This is a genomic window from Erwinia sp. TECH1 (genome assembly GCF_054057575.1).
Genome location: NZ_JBSRZK010000001.1, coordinates 3543256 through 3561388, shown reverse-complemented (window position 1 = coordinate 3561388; position 18133 = coordinate 3543256). Strand labels below are relative to the sequence as shown.

General features: G+C 58.2%; 18 protein-coding genes. 15 read left to right on the top strand and 3 right to left on the bottom strand.

The window, feature by feature from the left end:
- Positions 1-30 precede the first annotated feature (30 nt).
- Positions 31-1296, bottom strand: a complete 1266-nt coding sequence (csiE, locus tag ACVWZ0_RS16695; protein WP_253459282.1) for a stationary phase inducible protein CsiE — start codon at positions 1294-1296, stop codon at positions 31-33.
- Positions 1297-1479: 183 nt separating this feature from the next.
- Between csiE and ACVWZ0_RS16690 the strand changes: the two genes are divergently transcribed.
- Together ACVWZ0_RS16690 and ACVWZ0_RS16685 are read left to right on the top strand one after the other, a co-directional pair.
- Entirely contained in the window at positions 1480-2076 is a 597-nt protein-coding gene (locus ACVWZ0_RS16690; protein WP_253461247.1) for a DUF1007 family protein, read from the top strand.
- On the top strand, positions 2067-3068 hold the full coding sequence (locus ACVWZ0_RS16685; protein WP_253459285.1) for a nickel/cobalt transporter: 1002 nt from the start codon (positions 2067-2069) through the stop codon (positions 3066-3068). Before ACVWZ0_RS16690 ends, ACVWZ0_RS16685 begins: the two co-directional genes overlap by 10 nt.
- 55 nt (positions 3069-3123) lie before the next feature.
- Here the strand turns inward: ACVWZ0_RS16685 and suhB are convergent, their stop codons facing one another.
- On the bottom strand, positions 3124-3927 hold the full coding sequence (suhB, locus tag ACVWZ0_RS16680; protein ID WP_253459288.1) for an inositol-1-monophosphatase: 804 nt from the start codon (positions 3925-3927) through the stop codon (positions 3124-3126).
- Between the two features lie 117 nt (positions 3928-4044).
- Here suhB and trmJ point away from each other — a divergent pair, with 117 nt between their 5' ends.
- From trmJ to sseB, 5 genes are all read left to right on the top strand, one after another.
- Positions 4045-4773, top strand: coding sequence for a tRNA (cytosine(32)/uridine(32)-2'-O)-methyltransferase TrmJ (gene trmJ, locus ACVWZ0_RS16675; RefSeq protein ID WP_253459291.1), 729 nt, complete (start codon positions 4045-4047; stop codon positions 4771-4773).
- Positions 4774-4924: 151 nt separating this feature from the next.
- A complete protein-coding gene (iscR, locus tag ACVWZ0_RS16670) occupies positions 4925-5422 on the top strand; it encodes a Fe-S cluster assembly transcriptional regulator IscR (RefSeq protein WP_253459294.1) in 498 nt (165 codons plus the stop codon).
- Positions 5423-5534: 112 nt separating this feature from the next.
- Positions 5535-6716: an IscS subfamily cysteine desulfurase gene (locus ACVWZ0_RS16665; protein ID WP_253459297.1), complete on the top strand. Its 1182-nt coding sequence runs from the start codon at positions 5535-5537 to the stop codon at positions 6714-6716.
- Between the two features lie 130 nt (positions 6717-6846).
- Positions 6847-8130, top strand: coding sequence for an aminopeptidase PepB (gene pepB, locus ACVWZ0_RS16660; RefSeq protein ID WP_253459300.1), 1284 nt, complete (start codon positions 6847-6849; stop codon positions 8128-8130).
- 47 nt (positions 8131-8177) lie between these two features.
- Positions 8178-8933 (top strand): enhanced serine sensitivity protein SseB, encoded by a 756-nt coding sequence (gene sseB, locus ACVWZ0_RS16655; RefSeq protein ID WP_253459304.1) that lies wholly within the window; start codon positions 8178-8180, stop codon positions 8931-8933.
- 127 nt (positions 8934-9060) lie between these two features.
- On the opposite strand, the gene sseA is transcribed toward sseB, so the two are convergent.
- Entirely contained in the window at positions 9061-9906 is an 846-nt protein-coding gene (gene sseA, locus ACVWZ0_RS16650; protein ID WP_253459307.1) for a 3-mercaptopyruvate sulfurtransferase, read from the bottom strand.
- A gap of 274 nt (positions 9907-10180) precedes the next feature.
- Between sseA and ndk the strand changes: the two genes are divergently transcribed.
- The 8 genes from ndk (at position 10181) to bamB (ending at position 18099) form a co-directional block, all read left to right on the top strand.
- A complete protein-coding gene (gene ndk, locus ACVWZ0_RS16645) occupies positions 10181-10612 on the top strand; it encodes a nucleoside-diphosphate kinase (RefSeq protein WP_125289523.1) in 432 nt (143 codons plus the stop codon).
- 180 nt (positions 10613-10792) lie between these two features.
- Positions 10793-11953, top strand: coding sequence for a bifunctional tRNA (adenosine(37)-C2)-methyltransferase TrmG/ribosomal RNA large subunit methyltransferase RlmN (locus ACVWZ0_RS16640; protein WP_253459309.1), 1161 nt, complete (start codon positions 10793-10795; stop codon positions 11951-11953).
- A gap of 66 nt (positions 11954-12019) precedes the next feature.
- Positions 12020-12742: a type IV pilus biogenesis/stability protein PilW gene (gene pilW, locus ACVWZ0_RS16635; protein WP_253459312.1), complete on the top strand. Its 723-nt coding sequence runs from the start codon at positions 12020-12022 to the stop codon at positions 12740-12742.
- Complete coding sequence (rodZ, locus tag ACVWZ0_RS16630; RefSeq protein WP_253459315.1) at positions 12732-13745, top strand: cytoskeleton protein RodZ; 1014 nt, start codon at positions 12732-12734, stop codon at positions 13743-13745. Before pilW ends, rodZ begins: the two co-directional genes overlap by 11 nt.
- Before the next feature lie 37 nt (positions 13746-13782).
- Positions 13783-14904, top strand: a complete 1122-nt coding sequence (gene ispG / locus ACVWZ0_RS16625; RefSeq protein ID WP_125289527.1) for a flavodoxin-dependent (E)-4-hydroxy-3-methylbut-2-enyl-diphosphate synthase — start codon at positions 13783-13785, stop codon at positions 14902-14904.
- 60 nt (positions 14905-14964) lie between these two features.
- Positions 14965-16254 (top strand): histidine--tRNA ligase, encoded by a 1290-nt coding sequence (gene hisS / locus ACVWZ0_RS16620; RefSeq protein ID WP_253459318.1) that lies wholly within the window; start codon positions 14965-14967, stop codon positions 16252-16254.
- Positions 16255-16265: 11 nt separating this feature from the next.
- Entirely contained in the window at positions 16266-16886 is a 621-nt protein-coding gene (locus tag ACVWZ0_RS16615) for a YfgM family protein (RefSeq protein ID WP_253459321.1), read from the top strand.
- Between the two features lie 31 nt (positions 16887-16917).
- Entirely contained in the window at positions 16918-18099 is a 1182-nt protein-coding gene (gene bamB / locus ACVWZ0_RS16610; protein WP_253459324.1) for an outer membrane protein assembly factor BamB, read from the top strand.
- The last annotated feature ends 34 nt before the right edge of the window (positions 18100-18133 follow it).

Sequence of the window (18133 nt, the reverse complement as noted above, 5' to 3'; positions counted from 1 at the left end):
CAAGTCTAACCTGCTTTTCGCAGGCGTGGGTCAGGACTCCAGCAGCAGCCTGATACGATCCTGCTGATGCGGCTGTAGCGGCAGTTCCGCATGGATTAACGGCGGAGAGTAGAGCGGCAGCGGCGTGGCATAGGGCGTAATCACCAGCGCAATACCCTTTGGGGCGCTGCTGCGCTGATATTCCGCCACGTCCAGATATTTGATGTTCAGCGGCAGCAGCGTTAATTCCCGGAGCTGCTGTTCGAGCTCTTTTTCCAGCGCGGCATCTTTTCCGGTTAGCAGCAGTACCTGCTTTTCCTGCAGCACATTTTCCTGCATCAGCCACGCGCCGAAAATAATAGCAATAAGCCCCATCTCTTCTTCAGAAAAGCGCAGCGAGTAGCGCTGTTCAAAGCCGACTATTGCCGCCTGGGTGGTACGCAACAGCCGTGGATAAAGCTGCAGAACCTCTTCCGCCAGGCTGTTATCAATGCCGATACCAAACAGGGATCGCTCCAGCGCCTGCGCCATGTGCGTATAGAGCTGTTCGCACAGGCCCTGCACGTTGCCGATACGGTGACCGGAAAGCATCTGAAATTGCTCAATCAGCCGATAAATATCGGCAAGCAGCTGCTGCTCATAGTCATGACGGATCCCGGCGAGGGTGGGCGTATGAAGCTGGCTGAACAGCAGGGCAAGCAAGCAGGCAATATTCGCCTCCGGCGCGGCCTTACAGCGTTTTTGCCAGTGCTGCACAATCTCCTGCGCTACCTGATATTCCCGACGCTTTGCCAGCCAGGCCTGCTGGGCCTCATTAAATGACAGGGGCGCCTGGCGACCCAGCGAATGCTGCATAAACAGCGCCAGAAACTGACAGTCGCGCGGCGTAAACTCTCGTGACAAACCCTGCGCGCAGTGGTGAACCAGCGCATTCAGGTTATGGTCATCATAAAGGGCTTTTTCTATCCGCAGCGTTTGCAGCTGCTGCTTCAGCGCCGGAGAAAAATGCTGCCGAACAAAATCAGGGCTTAGCCGCAGCGCGCGTTTAAGCCAGTGCAGCAGGCAAAGCCGCCGATCCAGTTCCGCACCGTCAATCCGATAGCCGTCAGTAGCGTGCTGTAGCAGCGACAGCCGGTGATAGCGCTGGATTTCTGCCGTGACCTCCGCTATATCTTGCCGGGCTACGGAAGGATCCACGCCGTTGAGCTGGCACAATAGCTCCAGCGTGACGCTGCCTGGCAGATAAAGCAGTAATAGCAGATGGCAGCGTCGCTGCGGACTGGAGAAAGCAGCTGGCCCGATTAGAGGTTGAGTCATGATCTGCTGTCCCGATAAAAGTCACCCCGCTAAGAATAGCGTGACCCGGTCGGACTAAACCGACAGCCAGCAGATTTTTTTGTAGCTTTTAAGGCAGGTCACAGATTTTTTCACCGGTTGGATAAGGAGCAGGTATTGTTACGTTATAACATTTTTATCAGGCTGCTGTGCATAGCGCTGCTGATGGTAATGCCGCAAGCATGGAGCCATCCCCATAGCTTTATCGCTATGCAGGCCACGCTGGTGCAGCAGGACGATCGGCTGACCGGCCTGAAAATGCACTGGGTGATGGATGAAATCACCTCTGCCGATTTATTGTACGACGCGGGCAAAGCCAAACCGGATTCGGTGGTCTGGAAAAAACTGGCGGCGGAAGTGATGGCCAACGTGATGGCGCAGCATTATTTCGCCGAGTTTTGGCATAAAGGCAAGCCGGTGAAATTTGGCAACTTACCGCCGGAATACCGGCTGCTGAGAGAGGGAAACAAAGCCGTGCTGGAGTTTATTCTGCCGCTGGGCGAACCGCAGCCGCTGGCCGGACAGCGCTATACCTTTTCCGTTTTCGATCCGACTTACTTTGTTGATATGACTTTTGCGTCTGAAAAATCGCTGCATCTTCCACAAGAGCTGGCGCAGCGCTGCCGATTTACGCTTAAAACGCCCAATCCCAACGCTTCGCTCCAGGCCTATGCGCTGTCGCTGGATAAAGCCGATGCGCCGCCTGCCGATATGGATCTTGGCCGTCAGTTTGCCCAAACGGTGACCTTATTATGTCAGTGATGTCCGTAGCGCAGCGATCCCGCAGCCGCTGGCTTCAGGCGTGGCCGCTTTACCTGCTGCTGCTGATATTTATCGCAGCGGGCGCGGCGGCCTGGCTGTACTGGCCGCAATTATTGCTGCAAAGCGTGGTCTGGCAGCGCAATTTGCATGTGGAGATGACGGCGCTGCTGCAGCAGGTGGCGAGCCGGCCGCATCAGGTCGGCCTGACGCTGATGGGGTTCAGCCTGATTTATGGCATCCTGCACGCGCTTGGGCCGGGCCACGGCAAAGTAGTGATTGCAACGTTTCTGGCTACGCATCCCACGAAGATGAACACCAGCATCCGGCTGACCCTGGCCGCAGCCCTCCTACAGGGCGGCGTGGCGATTGCGCTGGTGACGATAATGCTGGTGGTGCTACAGCTCTCTTCCCGCCAGCTGCATGTGGGCAGCTACTGGCTGGAAAAGGGCAGTTATCTGCTGGTAGTCGGGCTGGGGCTGTGGTTGTGCTGGCGAGCGGGCGGCAGAATTGTGCGCCTGCTGAAAAAGCCCCGCCTTGCCGTTAGCCGCCTGATGCCTGTAGAACAGGGCCATCGGCACGGCGCACACTGCGGCTGCGGGCATCAGCACGTGCCGGATAGCGGAATGCTGGATAAGGCGGTCAGCGGTAAAACCAAAGCGCTGGTGGTGCTGTCAATGGGGCTGCGGCCGTGCTCCGGCGCGATTATGATGCTGCTGTTTTCTAAAGTGATCGGCGTTTACGCATGGGGCGTGCTTTCCGCACTGGCGATGGCGGTGGGAACGGCCGTTACGGTAACGGCTATGGCCGTGCTGGTGCAGGTTTCGCGCGCGCTGGCGCTGAAGCTGAGTCGACGAGAAAACGCGCAGAGCGATCGCGCTTTTATCTGGGCAACGCTGTCGCTGGCAGGCGGCCTGCTGCTGCTGGCAACCGGCGTAATGCTGTGGTTGAGCGCGCAGCCTGCGTTATCCGGCGGGATACGACCGCTTTTTTAAATGCGCGGCAATAAAAAAGGGCTGAACAAACGTTCAGCCCTTTCTTGAGAGTGATTTAGCGCTTCAGCGCTTCGCTCAGCTCGTCGCGCATGGTCGCCAGCATCGCTTTTACCACGCGTGGGTTACCGGCGACGATGTTGCCGGAGTGCATATAGCCATGCGCGCCAACGAAGTCGGTCACCAGGCCGCCTGCTTCACGTACCAGCAGCTCGCCCGCGGCGAAATCCCACGGCTTCAGGCCGATTTCAAAGTAGCCGTCCACGCGGCCGGCGGCAACGTAAGCCAGATCCAGCGCGGCAGAACCGGTGCGACGGAAATCCGCGCACTGGGTAAAGAGTTTACCCACGATATTGATATACGGCGTGGCGTGCTGCTTCAGCTTGAACGGGAAACCGGTCGCCAGGATGGTGCCATCCAGATCGCGAGCGGTGGAGCCGCGCAGGCGATAGCCGTTCAGCTGGGTGCCCTGGCCGCGTACGGCGCTGAACAGTTCGTTACGCATTGGATCGTAAACCACGGCCACTTCGGTGCGGCCTTTGATACGTACGGCGATAGAAATACAGAAATGCGGCAGGCGCTTAATGAAGTTAGTAGTGCCATCCAGTGGATCGATAACCCATTGCACATCCTTGTCTTCTCCGGGCAGCTCACCGCTTTCTTCACAAATAATGGTGTGCTTTGGATAAGACTTGCGGATCACCTCAATAATCAGGCGCTCGGCGTCGCGGTCAACATTGGTAACGAAGTCGTTGCTGCCTTTCTGGCTGGCTTCAACGGCGTCTGGCGTTTCATAATTCTTGGCAATTAAATTACCGGCCTTGCGCGCAGCGCGCACGGCGATGTTGAGCATCGGATGCATCGGTCTCTCTCACTGGATGTTAAAGAACGGAAAACGGCGCGGATTATAGCAGGGGGCTCGGTAAAAGTCCTGAAAATATGTTAACATTGGCAAATTATCTCACAGACCTGAACTCCTATGCTGCATAACATCCGAATCGTGCTGGTGGAAACTTCTCACACCGGCAATATGGGATCCGTCGCTCGCGCGATGAAAACCATGGGCCTGACCAACCTTTATCTGGTCAATCCGCTGGTCAAACCTGACTCGCAGGCTATCGCACTGGCCGCTGGCGCCAGCGACGTGATTGGCGAAGCGCACATCGTTGACACGCTTGATGAAGCGCTGGCCGGTTGCAGTCTGGTGGTTGGCACCAGCGCCCGTTCGCGTTCGCTACCGTGGCCGATGCTCGATCCGCGCGAGTGCGGCATCAAGAGCGTGCAGGAAGGGCAGCAGGCGCCGGTTGCGCTGGTGTTTGGCCGCGAACGCGTGGGCCTGACCAACGAAGAGCTGCAAAAGTGCCACTATCACGTAGCCATTGCCGCTAACCCGGAGTACAGCTCGCTCAACCTGGCGATGGCGGTACAGATCATCGCTTATGAAGTGCGCATGGCGTTTTTGCAATCGCAGGAAACCACGCAGCCCGACTACGAAGAGTCGCCTTATCCGCTGGTCGACGACCTTGAGCGCTTTTATCAGCATATGGAACAGATGATGGTGAGAAGCGGCTTTATACGTGAAGGCAATCCCGGCCAGGTGATGAGCAAGATGCGCCGCCTTTATACGCGTGCGCGTCCGGAGCGCGATGAGCTGAATATTCTGCGCGGCATGCTCTCTTCGCTGGAAAAGCCAAAGAGCGAGAAGTAGTCGAGACACGCAAAAAAGCAGCGGTAATAGTTGAGTAAATTACCAGGTTAAATACTTGAGTAAATTACTCGGTTAAATAGTTGACCAAAACACTCAGGAATGGCAGACTTCGACCATCAAATGTTCACGAACAACCGAGGTCGTTTACGCCATGAGACTGACATCCAAAGGCCGTTATGCCGTTACCGCTATGCTTGATGTTGCGCTGCACTCGCACGAAGGGCCAGTACCTTTAGCTGATATTTCAGAGCGTCAGGGCATTTCGCTGTCCTACCTGGAGCAGCTTTTCTCTCGCCTGCGTAAAAACGGTCTGGTGGCCAGCGTGCGTGGGCCAGGCGGCGGCTATCTGCTGGGCAAAGCGTCCGGCGAGATTGCGGTTGGCGCGGTGATCACCGCCGTGGATGAGTCTGTAGATGCGACCAAGTGTCAGGGCAAAGAAGGCTGTCAGGGCGGCGAACGCTGTCTGACCCACGTGCTGTGGCGCGACCTGAGCGAGCGCATCAGCGACTTCCTGAACAACATTACGCTGGCGGAACTGGTGAACAACCAGGAAATCCTGGATGTGGCCGATCGTCAGAACAACACTGAAAAAGCGCGCGTGCCGGCCGGCCGCCTGCATGAAACGATTAACGTCAATCTGCGAGCCTGATTAAAGCGGCGGCGAAAGCCGTCGTCCTCATACCACTCTGTGTCGGGGACGATGGTCACCGACGCGGCAGACCGCATTGAATGACATACTTAACTGTACGGAGTTCAACGCAATGAAAGTCCCGATTTACCTTGATTACGCCGCCACCACGCCCGCCGATCCCCGCGTAGCGCAAAAAATGGTGCAGTTTCTGACCCTTGACGGGACTTTTGGCAATCCGGCTTCCCGCTCCCATCGCTTTGGCTGGCAGGCGGAAGAAGCGGTCGACGTCGCCCGCAACCAGGTTGCCGAACTGATTGGTGCCGATCCCCGCGAAATCGTTTTTACCTCTGGCGCCACCGAATCCGATAATCTGGCCATCAAAGGCGCGGCCGAACTCCAGCAGGAGAAAGGCAAACACATCATCACCAGCCAGACCGAGCACAAAGCCGTGTTGGATACCTGTATCCAGCTGGAGCGCGAAGGGTTCGAGGTAACTTACCTGGCCCCGCAGGCCGACGGCATTATCACGCTGCAACAGCTGCAGGACGCGATGCGCGACGACACCATCCTGGTTTCCATTATGCACGTCAATAATGAAACCGGCGTGGTGCAGGATATTGCAGCTATCGGCGAACTGTGCCAGTCGCGCGGCGTTCTCTTCCACGTTGACGCCACGCAGAGCGTCGGCAAGCTGCCGGTGGATCTCAGCGAGCTGAAAGTCGACCTGATGTCTTTTTCCGCGCATAAGCTCTATGGCCCGAAAGGCATCGGCGGACTTTACGTGCGCAGAAAGCCCCGTATCCGTATCGCCGCGCAGATCCACGGCGGTGGTCACGAGCGCGGCATGCGTTCCGGCACGCTGCCCGTGCATCAAATCGTCGGCATGGGCGAGGCCTACCGTATCGCAAAGGAAGAGATGAGCAGCGAAAGCGCCCGGCTTAACCTGCTGCGCAGAACCCTGTGGGCGGGCCTGAGCGAAATTGACGAGGTGTATCTTAACGGTAGCCTGGAGCAGAGCGCGCCGAATATCCTTAACGTCAGCTTTGCGCACGTAGACGGCGAATCGCTGATTATGGCGCTGAAAGATCTGGCGCTCTCCTCCGGCTCCGCCTGCACCTCGGCCAGCCTTGAACCTTCCTATGTCCTGCGCGCGCTGGGCCTGAGCGAAGAGCTGGCGCACAGTTCGCTGCGCTTTTCGCTGGGGCGCTTTACCACGGGTGAGGAGATCGAATACGCTATCGAGCTGGTGCGTAAATCCATTACCCGCCTGCGTGACTTGTCTCCGCAATGGCGAGCGGCGTCTTCGCGCTAATCTTTTCCGTTCTACGGGCTGTTTAGCCCGTTATGCTTAATCTGTTAATCTTAAAACGAACAGGCAGCGTTATCGCTGCCGTCGGCCGTTGCAAGGTCGATATAACAAATTTTTAACAAGGAGCCAGGTTATGACAACCACGCCAATGATCATTACGCTGTCGACGACAGCGGCGGATGCGCGCTGGGGCGAAAAAGCGACCCTGACCAGCAACGACAGCGGCATGACCATCCACCTTAACGGCGGCGATGTGCTGACCACCATTCAGCGCGCGGCGCGCAAAATCGACGGGCAGGGCATTCGTCACGTCAGCCTGCAGGGCGACTGGGACCTGGAAAAAAGCTGGGCCTTCTGGCAGGGCTATCGCGGGCCGAAAGGCGAAAGAAAAGTTGAATGGGCCGCGCTGAGCGAGGCGGATCGGGCCGAGCTCGATCGTCGTCTGAAAATCATCGACTGGGTGCGCGACACTATCAACCTTCCGGCGGAAGAGCTTAGCCCGGAACAGCTGGCGCAGCGCGCGGTCGATCTGCTCTGCGGCGTGGCGGGCGAAAAGGCCAGCTACCGCATTACCAAAGGCGAGGATCTGCGTCTTCAGGGCTACAGCGGTCTGCATACGGTAGGGCGCGGCTCAACGCGCAGCCCGGCGCTGCTGGCGCTGGACTATAACCCGACGGGCGATGAGAAAGCGCCGGTCTTCGCCTGCCTGGTGGGCAAAGGCATCACCTTTGATACCGGCGGCTACAGCCTGAAACCCAGCGGCTCGATGGATTCAATGAAGTCGGATATGGGCGGTGCCGCCACGCTGACCGGCGCGCTGGCGCTGGCTATCGATCGCGGACTGGATAAGCGCGTGAAGCTGTATCTCTGCTGCGCCGACAACATGGTCAGCGGCAACGCTTTCCGTCTGGGCGATATTATTCGTTACCGCAACGGGAAAAGCGTAGAGGTGATGAACACCGATGCGGAAGGGCGCCTGGTGCTGGCGGACGGCCTGATCGACGCCAGCGAACAGAACCCGCAGCTGATGATCGATGCGGCGACGCTGACCGGCGCGGCCAAAACGGCGCTGGGCAACGATTATCACGCGCTGTTCAGCTTTGATGACGCGCTGGCGCAGTCGCTTCTGGAGAGCGCCGCCAGCGAGAACGAACCTTTCTGGCGACTGCCGCTGGCCGAGTTCCATCGCGGCTATCTGCCTTCTAACTTTGCCGATTTAAACAATATTGCCGCGCCTTCGCATACGGCAGGCGCCAGCACGGCCGCCGCGTTTCTGTCGCACTTTGTGAAGCACTATCAGCAGGGCTGGCTGCATATCGACTGCTCAGCGACCTACCGTAAAGGCGCGGTGGATCAGTGGTCTGCCGGCGCGACCGGACTGGGCGTACGTACCGTGGCGAATCTGCTGCTGAAATAGAACGTGTAGCCGGGCGCTGCGCCCGGCGCTTTGACTGGAAGCAAGCAATGAACGAAATCAACCAGCGCCTGGAAGAGGTGTTGAAACTGGCGGCGACCGAGCCTGCGCACCGCCCGGAGTTCTTTACGTTACTGATGGAAGCCAGCGTCTGGGTGCCTGGCGAAAGCGTGGAGCAGGCCGATGCGGAGCTGCAGCACTGGGAAAAAGAGGACGGCACCAGCATTATTCCCTTTTTCACCTCAGAGCAGGCGCTACAGCAGGCCGTCACCGAAGAACAGCCTTTTCTGGTGATGCCGGTACGCACGCTGTTTGCCATGACTCAGGGCGAAACGCTGTTTCTGAATCCCAAACTGCCCGTCGGCAAGGAGTTTTCGCCGGGGGAAATCAGCAGCCTGTTGGGGAAAGAGGGCAACGCCCTGAGCCAGCAAACGGTGCTGGAAGGCGGCGCTTCGCTGCTGCTGTCGGAAATTGCCGAACCGCCTGCGCAAACCATCGCCTCGCTGACGGAGCTGTTTGCTAAACATAAGCAGGTGCGGCGCGCATGGGTAGCGCATATTAAAGAAGCGGCGGACGCGAAGCCTAATTTGCTAATTGGCATTGAAGCCGACGGTGATATCGAAAATATCATTCAGGCGGCGGGCAGCGTGGCGACCGATACGCTGTTAGAGGATGAGCCGGTAGATATTTGCGAAGTAGTGGATAATGACAATATCAGCCACTTCTTTACCGCGCATATCACGCCCTTTTATGAGCGGCGGTGGGGCAGCTTCCTGCGCTCGCTTAAGCAGGACAGGATCCTGTAAAGCGCCGGGCGACTTCTGCTTTGCTGATGGCGCTAAAACAGCGCGGCCAGTGTAAATAGCCGCGCTGAATATCGATCGCCATCGCCCGTCTTAATAAGGCTTTCCTTCCGGCCGCCGGGGCGGCTGTTTATCGGGTAGCGATCGGCAAATCGTCGCGGCTACCCCATTCGCCCCAGGAGCCGTCATAGAGCGTGACGTTTTCCACGCCCAGCGACGTCAGCGCCAGGATCAGCACGACCGCCGTCACGCCGGAGCCGCAGCTGGCCACCACCGGCTCGTCGAGCTTCACGCCCTGACGCTGGAAAATGGCCGTCAGCGCCTCCGGCGACTTCAGCTGACCGTTTTCCACCAGTTCGTTCCACGGCACGTTCAGGCTGCCGGGAATATGACCGCGATGCAGGCCCGGACGCGGCTCGTCCACTTCACCGTAAAACCTGTTGGCGGCTCTGGCGTCGACAATCTGCGCGCCGCCTTCATGGCTGATGACCATCACGTCGGTGATCCGCTTCACCACGGCCGGATCGAAACTGGCCTCAAACTCCGCTTCCGGCAGCGCGACGTCGCCGGTAGCCACCTCGTAACCGGCTTCGCGCCAGCCGCTCAGTCCGCCGGCCAGAATGGAAACCGAGGCTACGCCGAACTGACGCAGCATCCACCAGGCGCGCGGCGCAGAGAAGAGATTACCCTCATCGTAAACCACTAAATGTTTTTCGCTGCTGACGCCCAGCTCGCGCATCGCCACGGCAAAAGCTTCCGCTCGCGGCAGCATATGCGGATAAGGGCTGGCAGGGTCGGAAAGCGCTTCGATATTGAAAAAAGGCGCGTCCGGGAGATGGCCCGCACGGTACTCCGCCTGAATATCGCGAACCTTCTCCTGGCCCGGCGGCAGCATACGCGCGTCCAGTACCTGAATATCATCATCGGCATAGTGTTCCGCCAGCCAGTCGGCGGTCACAAACAAAGAGCAAGTCATAGCGGCCTCGCAACAGGAATAGTTGCCCTGAGTGTCGGTTATCCTGACGGGCATCTCAAGATCTTCTCGGGTTTTCTCCACGCCGGGCGGCGAGCTGAAGCATTTTTGCGCGATTGCGCACTAAGGTTGCCAGTCTGTAGGCGCTTAAGCGACTTTTTTAACGATTTGTTGAATATCCGATAGGAATGCGGGCTTATGCCCCCTATAATCGGCGCCATTTTCCCGGCCGGGGAGCCTTTTCACCGGCCAAACTCGACATCAAACAGGGGTCACTATGACTATCGAACGTACTTTTTCTATCGTAAAACCAAACGCGGTGGCAAAAAACGTAATTGGTGCCATTTTTAACCGTTTTGAAAGCGCTGGCTTCAAAATCGTTGGCACCAAAATGCTGCACCTGACCAAAGAGCAGGCTGAAGGCTTCTACGCAGAACACCAGGGTCGTCCTTTCTTCGACGGCCTGGTTGAATTCATGACCTCTGGCCCGGTAGTGGTTTCCGTGCTGGAAGGCGAAAACGCCGTACAGCGTCACCGCGATCTGATGGGCGCAACTAACCCGGACAACGCGCTGGCTGGTACGCTGCGTGCCGACTACGCGGACAGCTTCACCGAGAACGCGACCCACGGTTCTGACTCTGCCGAGTCTGCCGCTCGCGAAATCGCCTTCTTCTTTGGCGAAGGCGAAGTGTGCCCACGCACTCGTTAATTATTGATTATTGATGGCAGGGGAATGCGGCGCGTTTACAATTTATTTTCATAACGCCCTTTAATCCGCAGACGCTCTGCCTGTACAATAATGCGCCCCTGCTCAGCGGGGGCGTTTCATTTATACTTCTTATTAACCTCCCCAGCGCCATAACGTGTAACAACGAGGCCAGAGAATATTATGTCTGAACAAATTGTCACCCCGTCATCTGCTATCACCACGCCAAAAAAAGAAAAAATCAACCTGCTCGATTTGAACCGTCAGCAAATGCGCGAATTTTTTGTTGGCCTGGGCGAAAAGCCGTTCCGTGCCGATCAGGTAATGAAGTGGATTTATCACTACTGCTGTGATGATTTCGATGAGATGACCGACATCAACAAGGTTTTCCGCGGCAAGCTGAAAGAGCTGGCCGAAATCCGCGCGCCGGAAGTGGCGGAAGAGCAGCGCTCGGCGGACGGCACCATCAAATGGGCGATCACGGTCGGTGGCCAGCAGGTGGAAACCGTTTATATTCCGGAGAAAGATCGCGCTACGCTGTGCGTCTCCTCGCAGGTCGGCTGCGCGCTGGAGTGTAAATTCTGCTCGACCGCGCAGCAGGGCTTCAACCGCAACCTGCGCGTATCCGAAATCATCGGCCAGGTCTGGCGCGCGGCTAAAATTATCGGCGCGTCGAAAGTGACCGGCCAGCGTCCTATCACCAACGTGGTGATGATGGGCATGGGCGAGCCGCTGCTCAACCTGAATAATGTTGTCCCGGCGATGGAAATCATGCTGGACGATTTCGGCTTCGGGCTGTCAAAACGCCGCGTGACGCTGTCCACCTCCGGGGTTGTTCCCGCGCTGGACAAGCTGGGCGATATGATCGACGTAGCGCTGGCGATTTCGCTACATGCGCCAAACGACGCTATCCGCGACGAAATCGTGCCGATCAACAAAAAATATAATATCGAAACCTTCCTGGCTTCCGTCGCGCGCTACATCTCCAAGTCCAACGCCAATCAGGGCCGCGTGACCATCGAGTATGTCATGCTGGATCACGTCAACGACAGCACCGATAACGCGCATGAGCTGGCCGCGCTGCTGAAAGAGACGCCGTGCAAGATTAACCTTATTCCGTGGAACCCCTTCCCGGGCGCGCCGTATGGCCGGAGTTCGAACAGTCGCATCGATCGCTTCTCTAAAGTGTTGATGGATTATGGTTTTACCACTATTGTGCGTAAGACCCGCGGCGATGATATTGATGCCGCCTGCGGCCAGCTTGCTGGTGAAGTCATCGACCGCACGCGCCGCACGATGCGTAAAAAAATGGCCGGCGAAGCGATTTCTGTGAAAGCGCTCTGAAAGCCAGGCTCGCGGCTTGTCCGCTGAGTAAAAGGGCGTAACATCGCTTCCGCTAAGGAGGCGATGATGAATAAGGGATTATCATTTTGGCTGGTCGCGCTGCTGCTTGCGGGCTGTAGCCTGACGACACCGCGCAGCGAGCTGGCCGGGACGCGACTACAATTAGGCCTGGCCTGGCTGGCGCAGGATCAGCTGGCCCCGGCGGAACGGAATTTACGACAGGCGCTGCAGCTGGCGCCTGACGACTATCGCTGCAGGCTTGCCATGGCGCGCTATTTTCAGCGCGTGGGCGACAACGCCGCGGCGCAGGAGCATTACCGAAAAGCCGTGGCGCTGGCAGGACAAAACCGTGACGTAATCAATAATTACGGTGCGTTTCTCTGTCTTTTAGGGCAGTATGATGCGGCCCAGCAGCAGTTCAATAAGGCGATCCGAATACCGGGTCGCGCCGACGCCCTGGAGAATGCCGGCTATTGCTATCTGCGGGCAGGTGAAGCGCAGAAGGCCAAAGCCGCGTTGCTGGAAGCGACGCAAAACGATGCGGAAAAGGGCGCTGCGCTGCTGGCGGAAGCCGAAAGGCGATTTGGAAAGAACGAGCGCGATTCATCGCGGCTCCTGTTAGATGTTTATCAACACAACTTTGCCGCTTCGGCGCAGAGCTTGTGGTTAGAGATTCGCTTCGCCGCGCGGGCAGGGCATCCGGAGAGCATCCGGCTTGCCGGGGAACAGCTGGCGCGAAATTTTCCACAATCGATACAGTACCTGCATTTTTTAGCTAATGAATACTGAAGCCACTCAAGATAAATCAGCAGTAAATTCAACAGGCGAGCGCCTGCGCGTAGCCCGTGAGCAAATGGGCCTGTCTCAGCAGAACGTTGCGGAGCGCCTTTGCCTGAAACTTTCCACCGTCCGCGATATTGAAGAGGACAAGGCGCCTGCGGATCTGGCGTCTACCTTCCTGCGTGGCTATATCCGTTCTTACGCCCGGCTGGTGCACGTGCCGGAAGAAGAGCTGCTGCCGATGATGGCGAAGCAGGCACCCGTACGGGCTGCCAAAGTCGAGCCGATGCAGAGTTTTTCCCTGGGCAAACGCCGCAAAAAACGCGACGGCTGGCTGATGATTTTTACCTGGCTGGTGCTGTTTGTGGTGGTAGGCCTGACCGGTGCATGGTGGTGGCAGAACCACAAGGCGGCGCAGGACGATCTGGTTTCAATGGCCGATCAGAATGTCGGCGCAGGCGGCGATAACAGCCAGTCCATTCCGCTGAACAACAGCGGCGCGGACGGCATGTCGCCAGCTGAAGAGGCGCCGACGGCGCCGGCCCAGAGCGCGCCTGCGGATACTGCGGCCGCGCCTGACGCTGCTGCCACTTCTTCCGCGACCAATACTTCAGCTGCCGCGACCGGTTCAGCTGCTTCTGCAGCCAATACTTCAGCCGCTGCTACTGGCTCAGCCGCGCCGGTTGCGGTTTCGCCTTCGCAGGTGCCGGCCGACAACGGCCAGATGCCGACGGCTTCTGCAGGCGTTAGCGCGCCAGCCGCCGAGGCCAATGCGCTGGTTATGAACTTCAGCAAAGAGTGCTGGCTGGAAGTTTCCGATGCGACAGGCAAGAAACTGTTCAGCGGGATCCAACGTAGTGGTGGTAAACTCAGCCTTTCCGGCACGGCGCCATATCGTCTTAAGATTGGCGCGCCGGGCGCCGTTCAGATCCAGTATCAGGGCCAGCCGGTCGATCTGAGTCGTTTTATCCGTAGCAACCAGGTTGCCCGCCTGACAGTCGGTGCGCAATAACGCATCTTCTGGTCGCGAGTAATTTCGGAGAAAGAATATGCATAACGAAGCACCCATTATCCGTCGCAAATCAAAGCGCATTTACGTCGGCCAGGTGCCAGTGGGCGACGGCGCGCCTATCGCCGTCCAGTCCATGACCAATACGCGAACCACCGATGTGGCCGCAACGGTTAACCAAATCAAAGCGCTTGAGCGCGTCGGCGTTGATATCGTTCGCGTCTCTGTTCCCACCATGGATGCCGCCGAAGCGTTCCGCCTTATCAAGCAGCAGGTTAACGTCCCGCTGGTTGCCGATATCCATTTTGACTACCGTATCGCGCTGAAAGTGGCTGAATACGGCGTTGACTGCCTGCGCATCAACCCCGGCAATATCGGCAACGAAGAGCGTATTCGGCAGGTCGTTGACTGCGCGCGTTACAATAATATCCCAATCCGTATCGGCGTTAACGCCGGATCGCTGGAAAAGGATCTGCAGGAAAAGTATGGCGAGCCGACGCCGCAGGCGCTGCTGGAATCCGCTATGCGCCATGTCGATCACCTCGATCGTCTTAACTTCGATCAGTTCAAGGTCAGCGTAAAAGCGTCGGACGTGTTCCTGGCGGTGGAGTCGTATCGCCTGCTGGCTAAGCAGATCGAGCAGCCGCTGCACCTGGGCATTACCGAGGCAGGCGGCGCGCGCGCCGGCGCGGTGAAATCCGCGATTGGCCTGGGCCTGCTGCTGTCGGAAGGCATTGGCGATACGCTGCGTATTTCGCTGGCGGCCGATCCAATCGAAGAGGTGAAAGTCGGTTTTGATATTCTGAAATCGCTGCGCATTCGCTCCAGAGGCATTAACTTTATCGCCTGTCCAACCTGCTCCCGTCAGGAGTTTGATGTGATCGGCACCGTTAACGCACTGGAGCAGCGGCTGGAAGATATCATTACGCCCATGGACGTTTCTATTATCGGCTGCGTGGTCAACGGGCCGGGCGAGGCGCTGGTTTCCACGCTGGGCGTCACCGGCAGCAACAAGAAAAGCGGGTTTTACGAGGACGGCGTGCGCCTGCGCGAGCGTCTGGATAACCACGATATGATTGACCAGCTGGAAGCGCGTATTCGTGCCAAAGCCGCGATGATGGACGAATCCCGTCGTATCGATGTGCAGCAGGTTGAAAAATAAATAATGGCGGGGCGGGCCGCAGCTTGCGCGTCCGCCCCCGAAAGGAAAGAAGAGAAAACAGTGGCGAAGAATATTCAGGCAATCCGCGGCATGAACGACTATCTGCCTGTGGATACCGCGGTGTGGCAGCGTATTGAACAAACCCTTAAGCAGGTGCTGGCCAGCTATGGCTACAGCGAAATCCGCACGCCGATTGTAGAGCAGACCCCGTTATTCAAACGCGCTATCGGTGAAGTCACCGACGTGGTTGAAAAAGAGATGTACACCTTCGACGATCGCAACGGCGAAAGCCTGACGCTGCGTCCTGAAGGCACGGCAAGCTGCGTGCGCGCCGGCATCGAGCACGGTCTGCTCTACAATCAGGAACAGCGCCTGTGGTATATCGGGCCGATGTTCCGCTACGAGCGTCCGCAGAAGGGCCGCTATCGTCAGTTCCATCAAATCGGTGCGGAAGTGTTTGGTCTTCAGGGGCCGGATATCGACGCCGAGCTGATTATGATGACCGCGCGCTGGTGGAAGTCGCTGGGCATTGCCGATCACGTCCGTCTGGAGCTGAACTCTATCGGTTCGCTGGAGGCGCGCGCCAGCTACCGCGATGCGCTGGTGGCTTTCCTGGAACAGCATAAAGAAGTGCTGGACGAGGATTGTAAACGCCGCATGTACAGCAATCCGCTGCGCGTGCTGGACAGCAAAAACCCGGACGTCCAGCAGCTGCTGAACGACGCGCCGGTGCTGGGCGACTATCTGGATGCTGACTCCCGCGAACACTTTGACGGTCTTTGCCAGCTGCTGGATGCCGCCGGTATCGCCTACACGGTGAACCAGCGCCTGGTGCGCGGCCTGGACTACTATAACCGTACCGTCTTTGAATGGGTGACCAGCAGCCTGGGCGCGCAGGGCACGGTGTGCGCTGGCGGCCGCTACGATGGGCTGGTCGAACAGCTGGGCGGTCGCGCTACGCCGGCCGTCGGTTTTGCGATGGGGCTGGAGCGTCTGGTGCTGCTGGTGCAGGCGGTGAATCCGGAATTTGAACCGACGCGCATTGTCGATGTCTATGTTATCGCTTCAGGGGCTGGCGTACAGTCTGCGGCGATGCAGCTGGCGGAAAAACTGCGCGATGCGGATCCGTCTCTGAAGCTGATGACCAATTTTGGCGGCGGCAACTTCAAGAAGCAGTTTGCCCGCGCGGACAAGTGGGGCGCACGCGTCGCGCTGGTGCTGGGCGAGGAAGAAGTGGCCAACAATCAGGTTGTCATCAAAGATTTGCGCAACGGCGAGCAGCAGAAGCTGGAGCAGCATGAGGCGGCAGCGACGCTGGCAGCAATGCTGAAGCAGACGGCCGCGATTTAAGGAGAGTTTGCGTGGAAGTGTATAGCAACGAAAACGAGCAGGTCGACGCGCTAAAAGGCTTTTTCGCGCAGAACGGCAAGGCGCTGGCTATCGGCGTGATTATCGGCATCGGCGCGCTGGCGGGCTGGCGCTACTGGAGCAGCCATCAGGACACCAGCAGCCGCGAAGTCTCGGCGACCTACCAGCAGGTTTCGGGCGCGCTGGACGCCAGCAAGCCGGAAACGCTGACGGCGGCGGCGAAATTCGCCGACAGCAACAGCAACACCTATGGCGCGCTGGCTTCGCTGGATGTGGCAAAACGCTATGTTGACAACAACGAGCTGGATAAAGCCGCCGCGCAGCTGCAAAGCGGCCTGAAGGCGACCAAAGACGCCAATCTGCAGGCGGTGTTGAACCTGCGCCTGGCGCGTATTCAGCTGCAGCAGAAGCAGCCGGATGCGGTACTGAAGACCCTGGATGCGATCAAGGGCGACGGCTGGACGGCTATCATTGCTGACGTACGCGGCGAAGCGCTGCTCAGCAAGGGCGACAGCAAGGGCGCTCGCGAAGCCTGGAGTAAAGGCATTGCTTCCAACGCCTCGCCGGCGCTGAAAGAGATGCTGCAGATGAAAATGAATAATTTGCCAGGTTAATAATTGCCGCAACGGGCTTAAGAGGGATTTCATGGAATTGCGTAAGATACTGCTGCCGGCACTGATTTCAGTCACGCTGCTCAGCGGATGTTCATGGTTCAGCGGTGAAGAAGACGTGGTCAAAATGTCGCCGCTGCCGAAAGTGGAAAATCAGTTTACCCCGGAAGAGGTCTGGAGCACGTCGGTAGGCGATGGCGTGGGCGATTACTACTCCAACCTGCATCCGGCCTGGTCTGAGAACACCGTTTACGCCGCCGATCGTTTCGGCGTGGTAAAAGCGCTGAACGCGGGCGACGGCAAAGAACAGTGGAAGGTCGATCTGTCGACCAAAACGGGCTTCTTCTCTAAGAACCTGCCCGCGCTGCTTTCCGGCGGCCTCTCTTACGACGGCGGTCACGTCTATGTCGGCAGCGAGCGCGGCCAGGTTTATGCGCTGAACAGCAGCGATGGTTCCATCGCCTGGCAGACCAAAGCGGCTGGCGAAGTGCTGTCGCGCCCGGTTGCCAGCGACGGTCTGGTGCTGGTGCATACCAGCAACGGCATGCTGCAGGGCCTGGATCAGAGCAGCGGCGTCGTAAAGTGGACGGTTAACCTTGACGTGCCGGCGCTGTCGCTGCGCGGTGAGTCCGCGCCTGCTACCGCCTTTGGTGCGGCTATCGTCGGCGGCGATAACGGTCGCGTCAGCGCGGTGATGATGAACCAGGGCCAGATTATCTGGCAGCAGCGTATCTCCCAGCCGGGCGGCGCGACGGAAATCGATCGTCTTGCCGATGTGGATACCACGCCGGTCGTCGTTGACGGCGTGGTTTACGCGCTGGCCTATAACGGCAGCCTGGCGGCGCTGGATCTGCGCTCAGGACAGGTGATGTGGAAACGCGAAATCGGCTCCGTAAACGATATGATCGTGGACGCGGGACGCATCTACCTGGTTGACCAGGACGATCGCGTAGTGGCCTTGAGCACCGATGGTGGCGTAACCCTGTGGCGTCAGAGCGATCTGTTGCACCGCAACCTGACCGCGCCGGTGCTTTATAATGGCTATCTGGTCGTAGGCGATAGCGAAGGCTACCTGCACTGGGTGAATACCACCGACGGCCGTTTTGTTGCGCAGCAGAAAGTGGACGGCTCTGGCTTCCAGACCTCGCCGGTGGTCGCCAGCGACAAGCTGCTGATCCAGGCGAAAGGCGGCGAAGTCTACGCTTTCACGCGCTAATACGCTGCCTGCACGTCGAAACGGCTCCTGATTG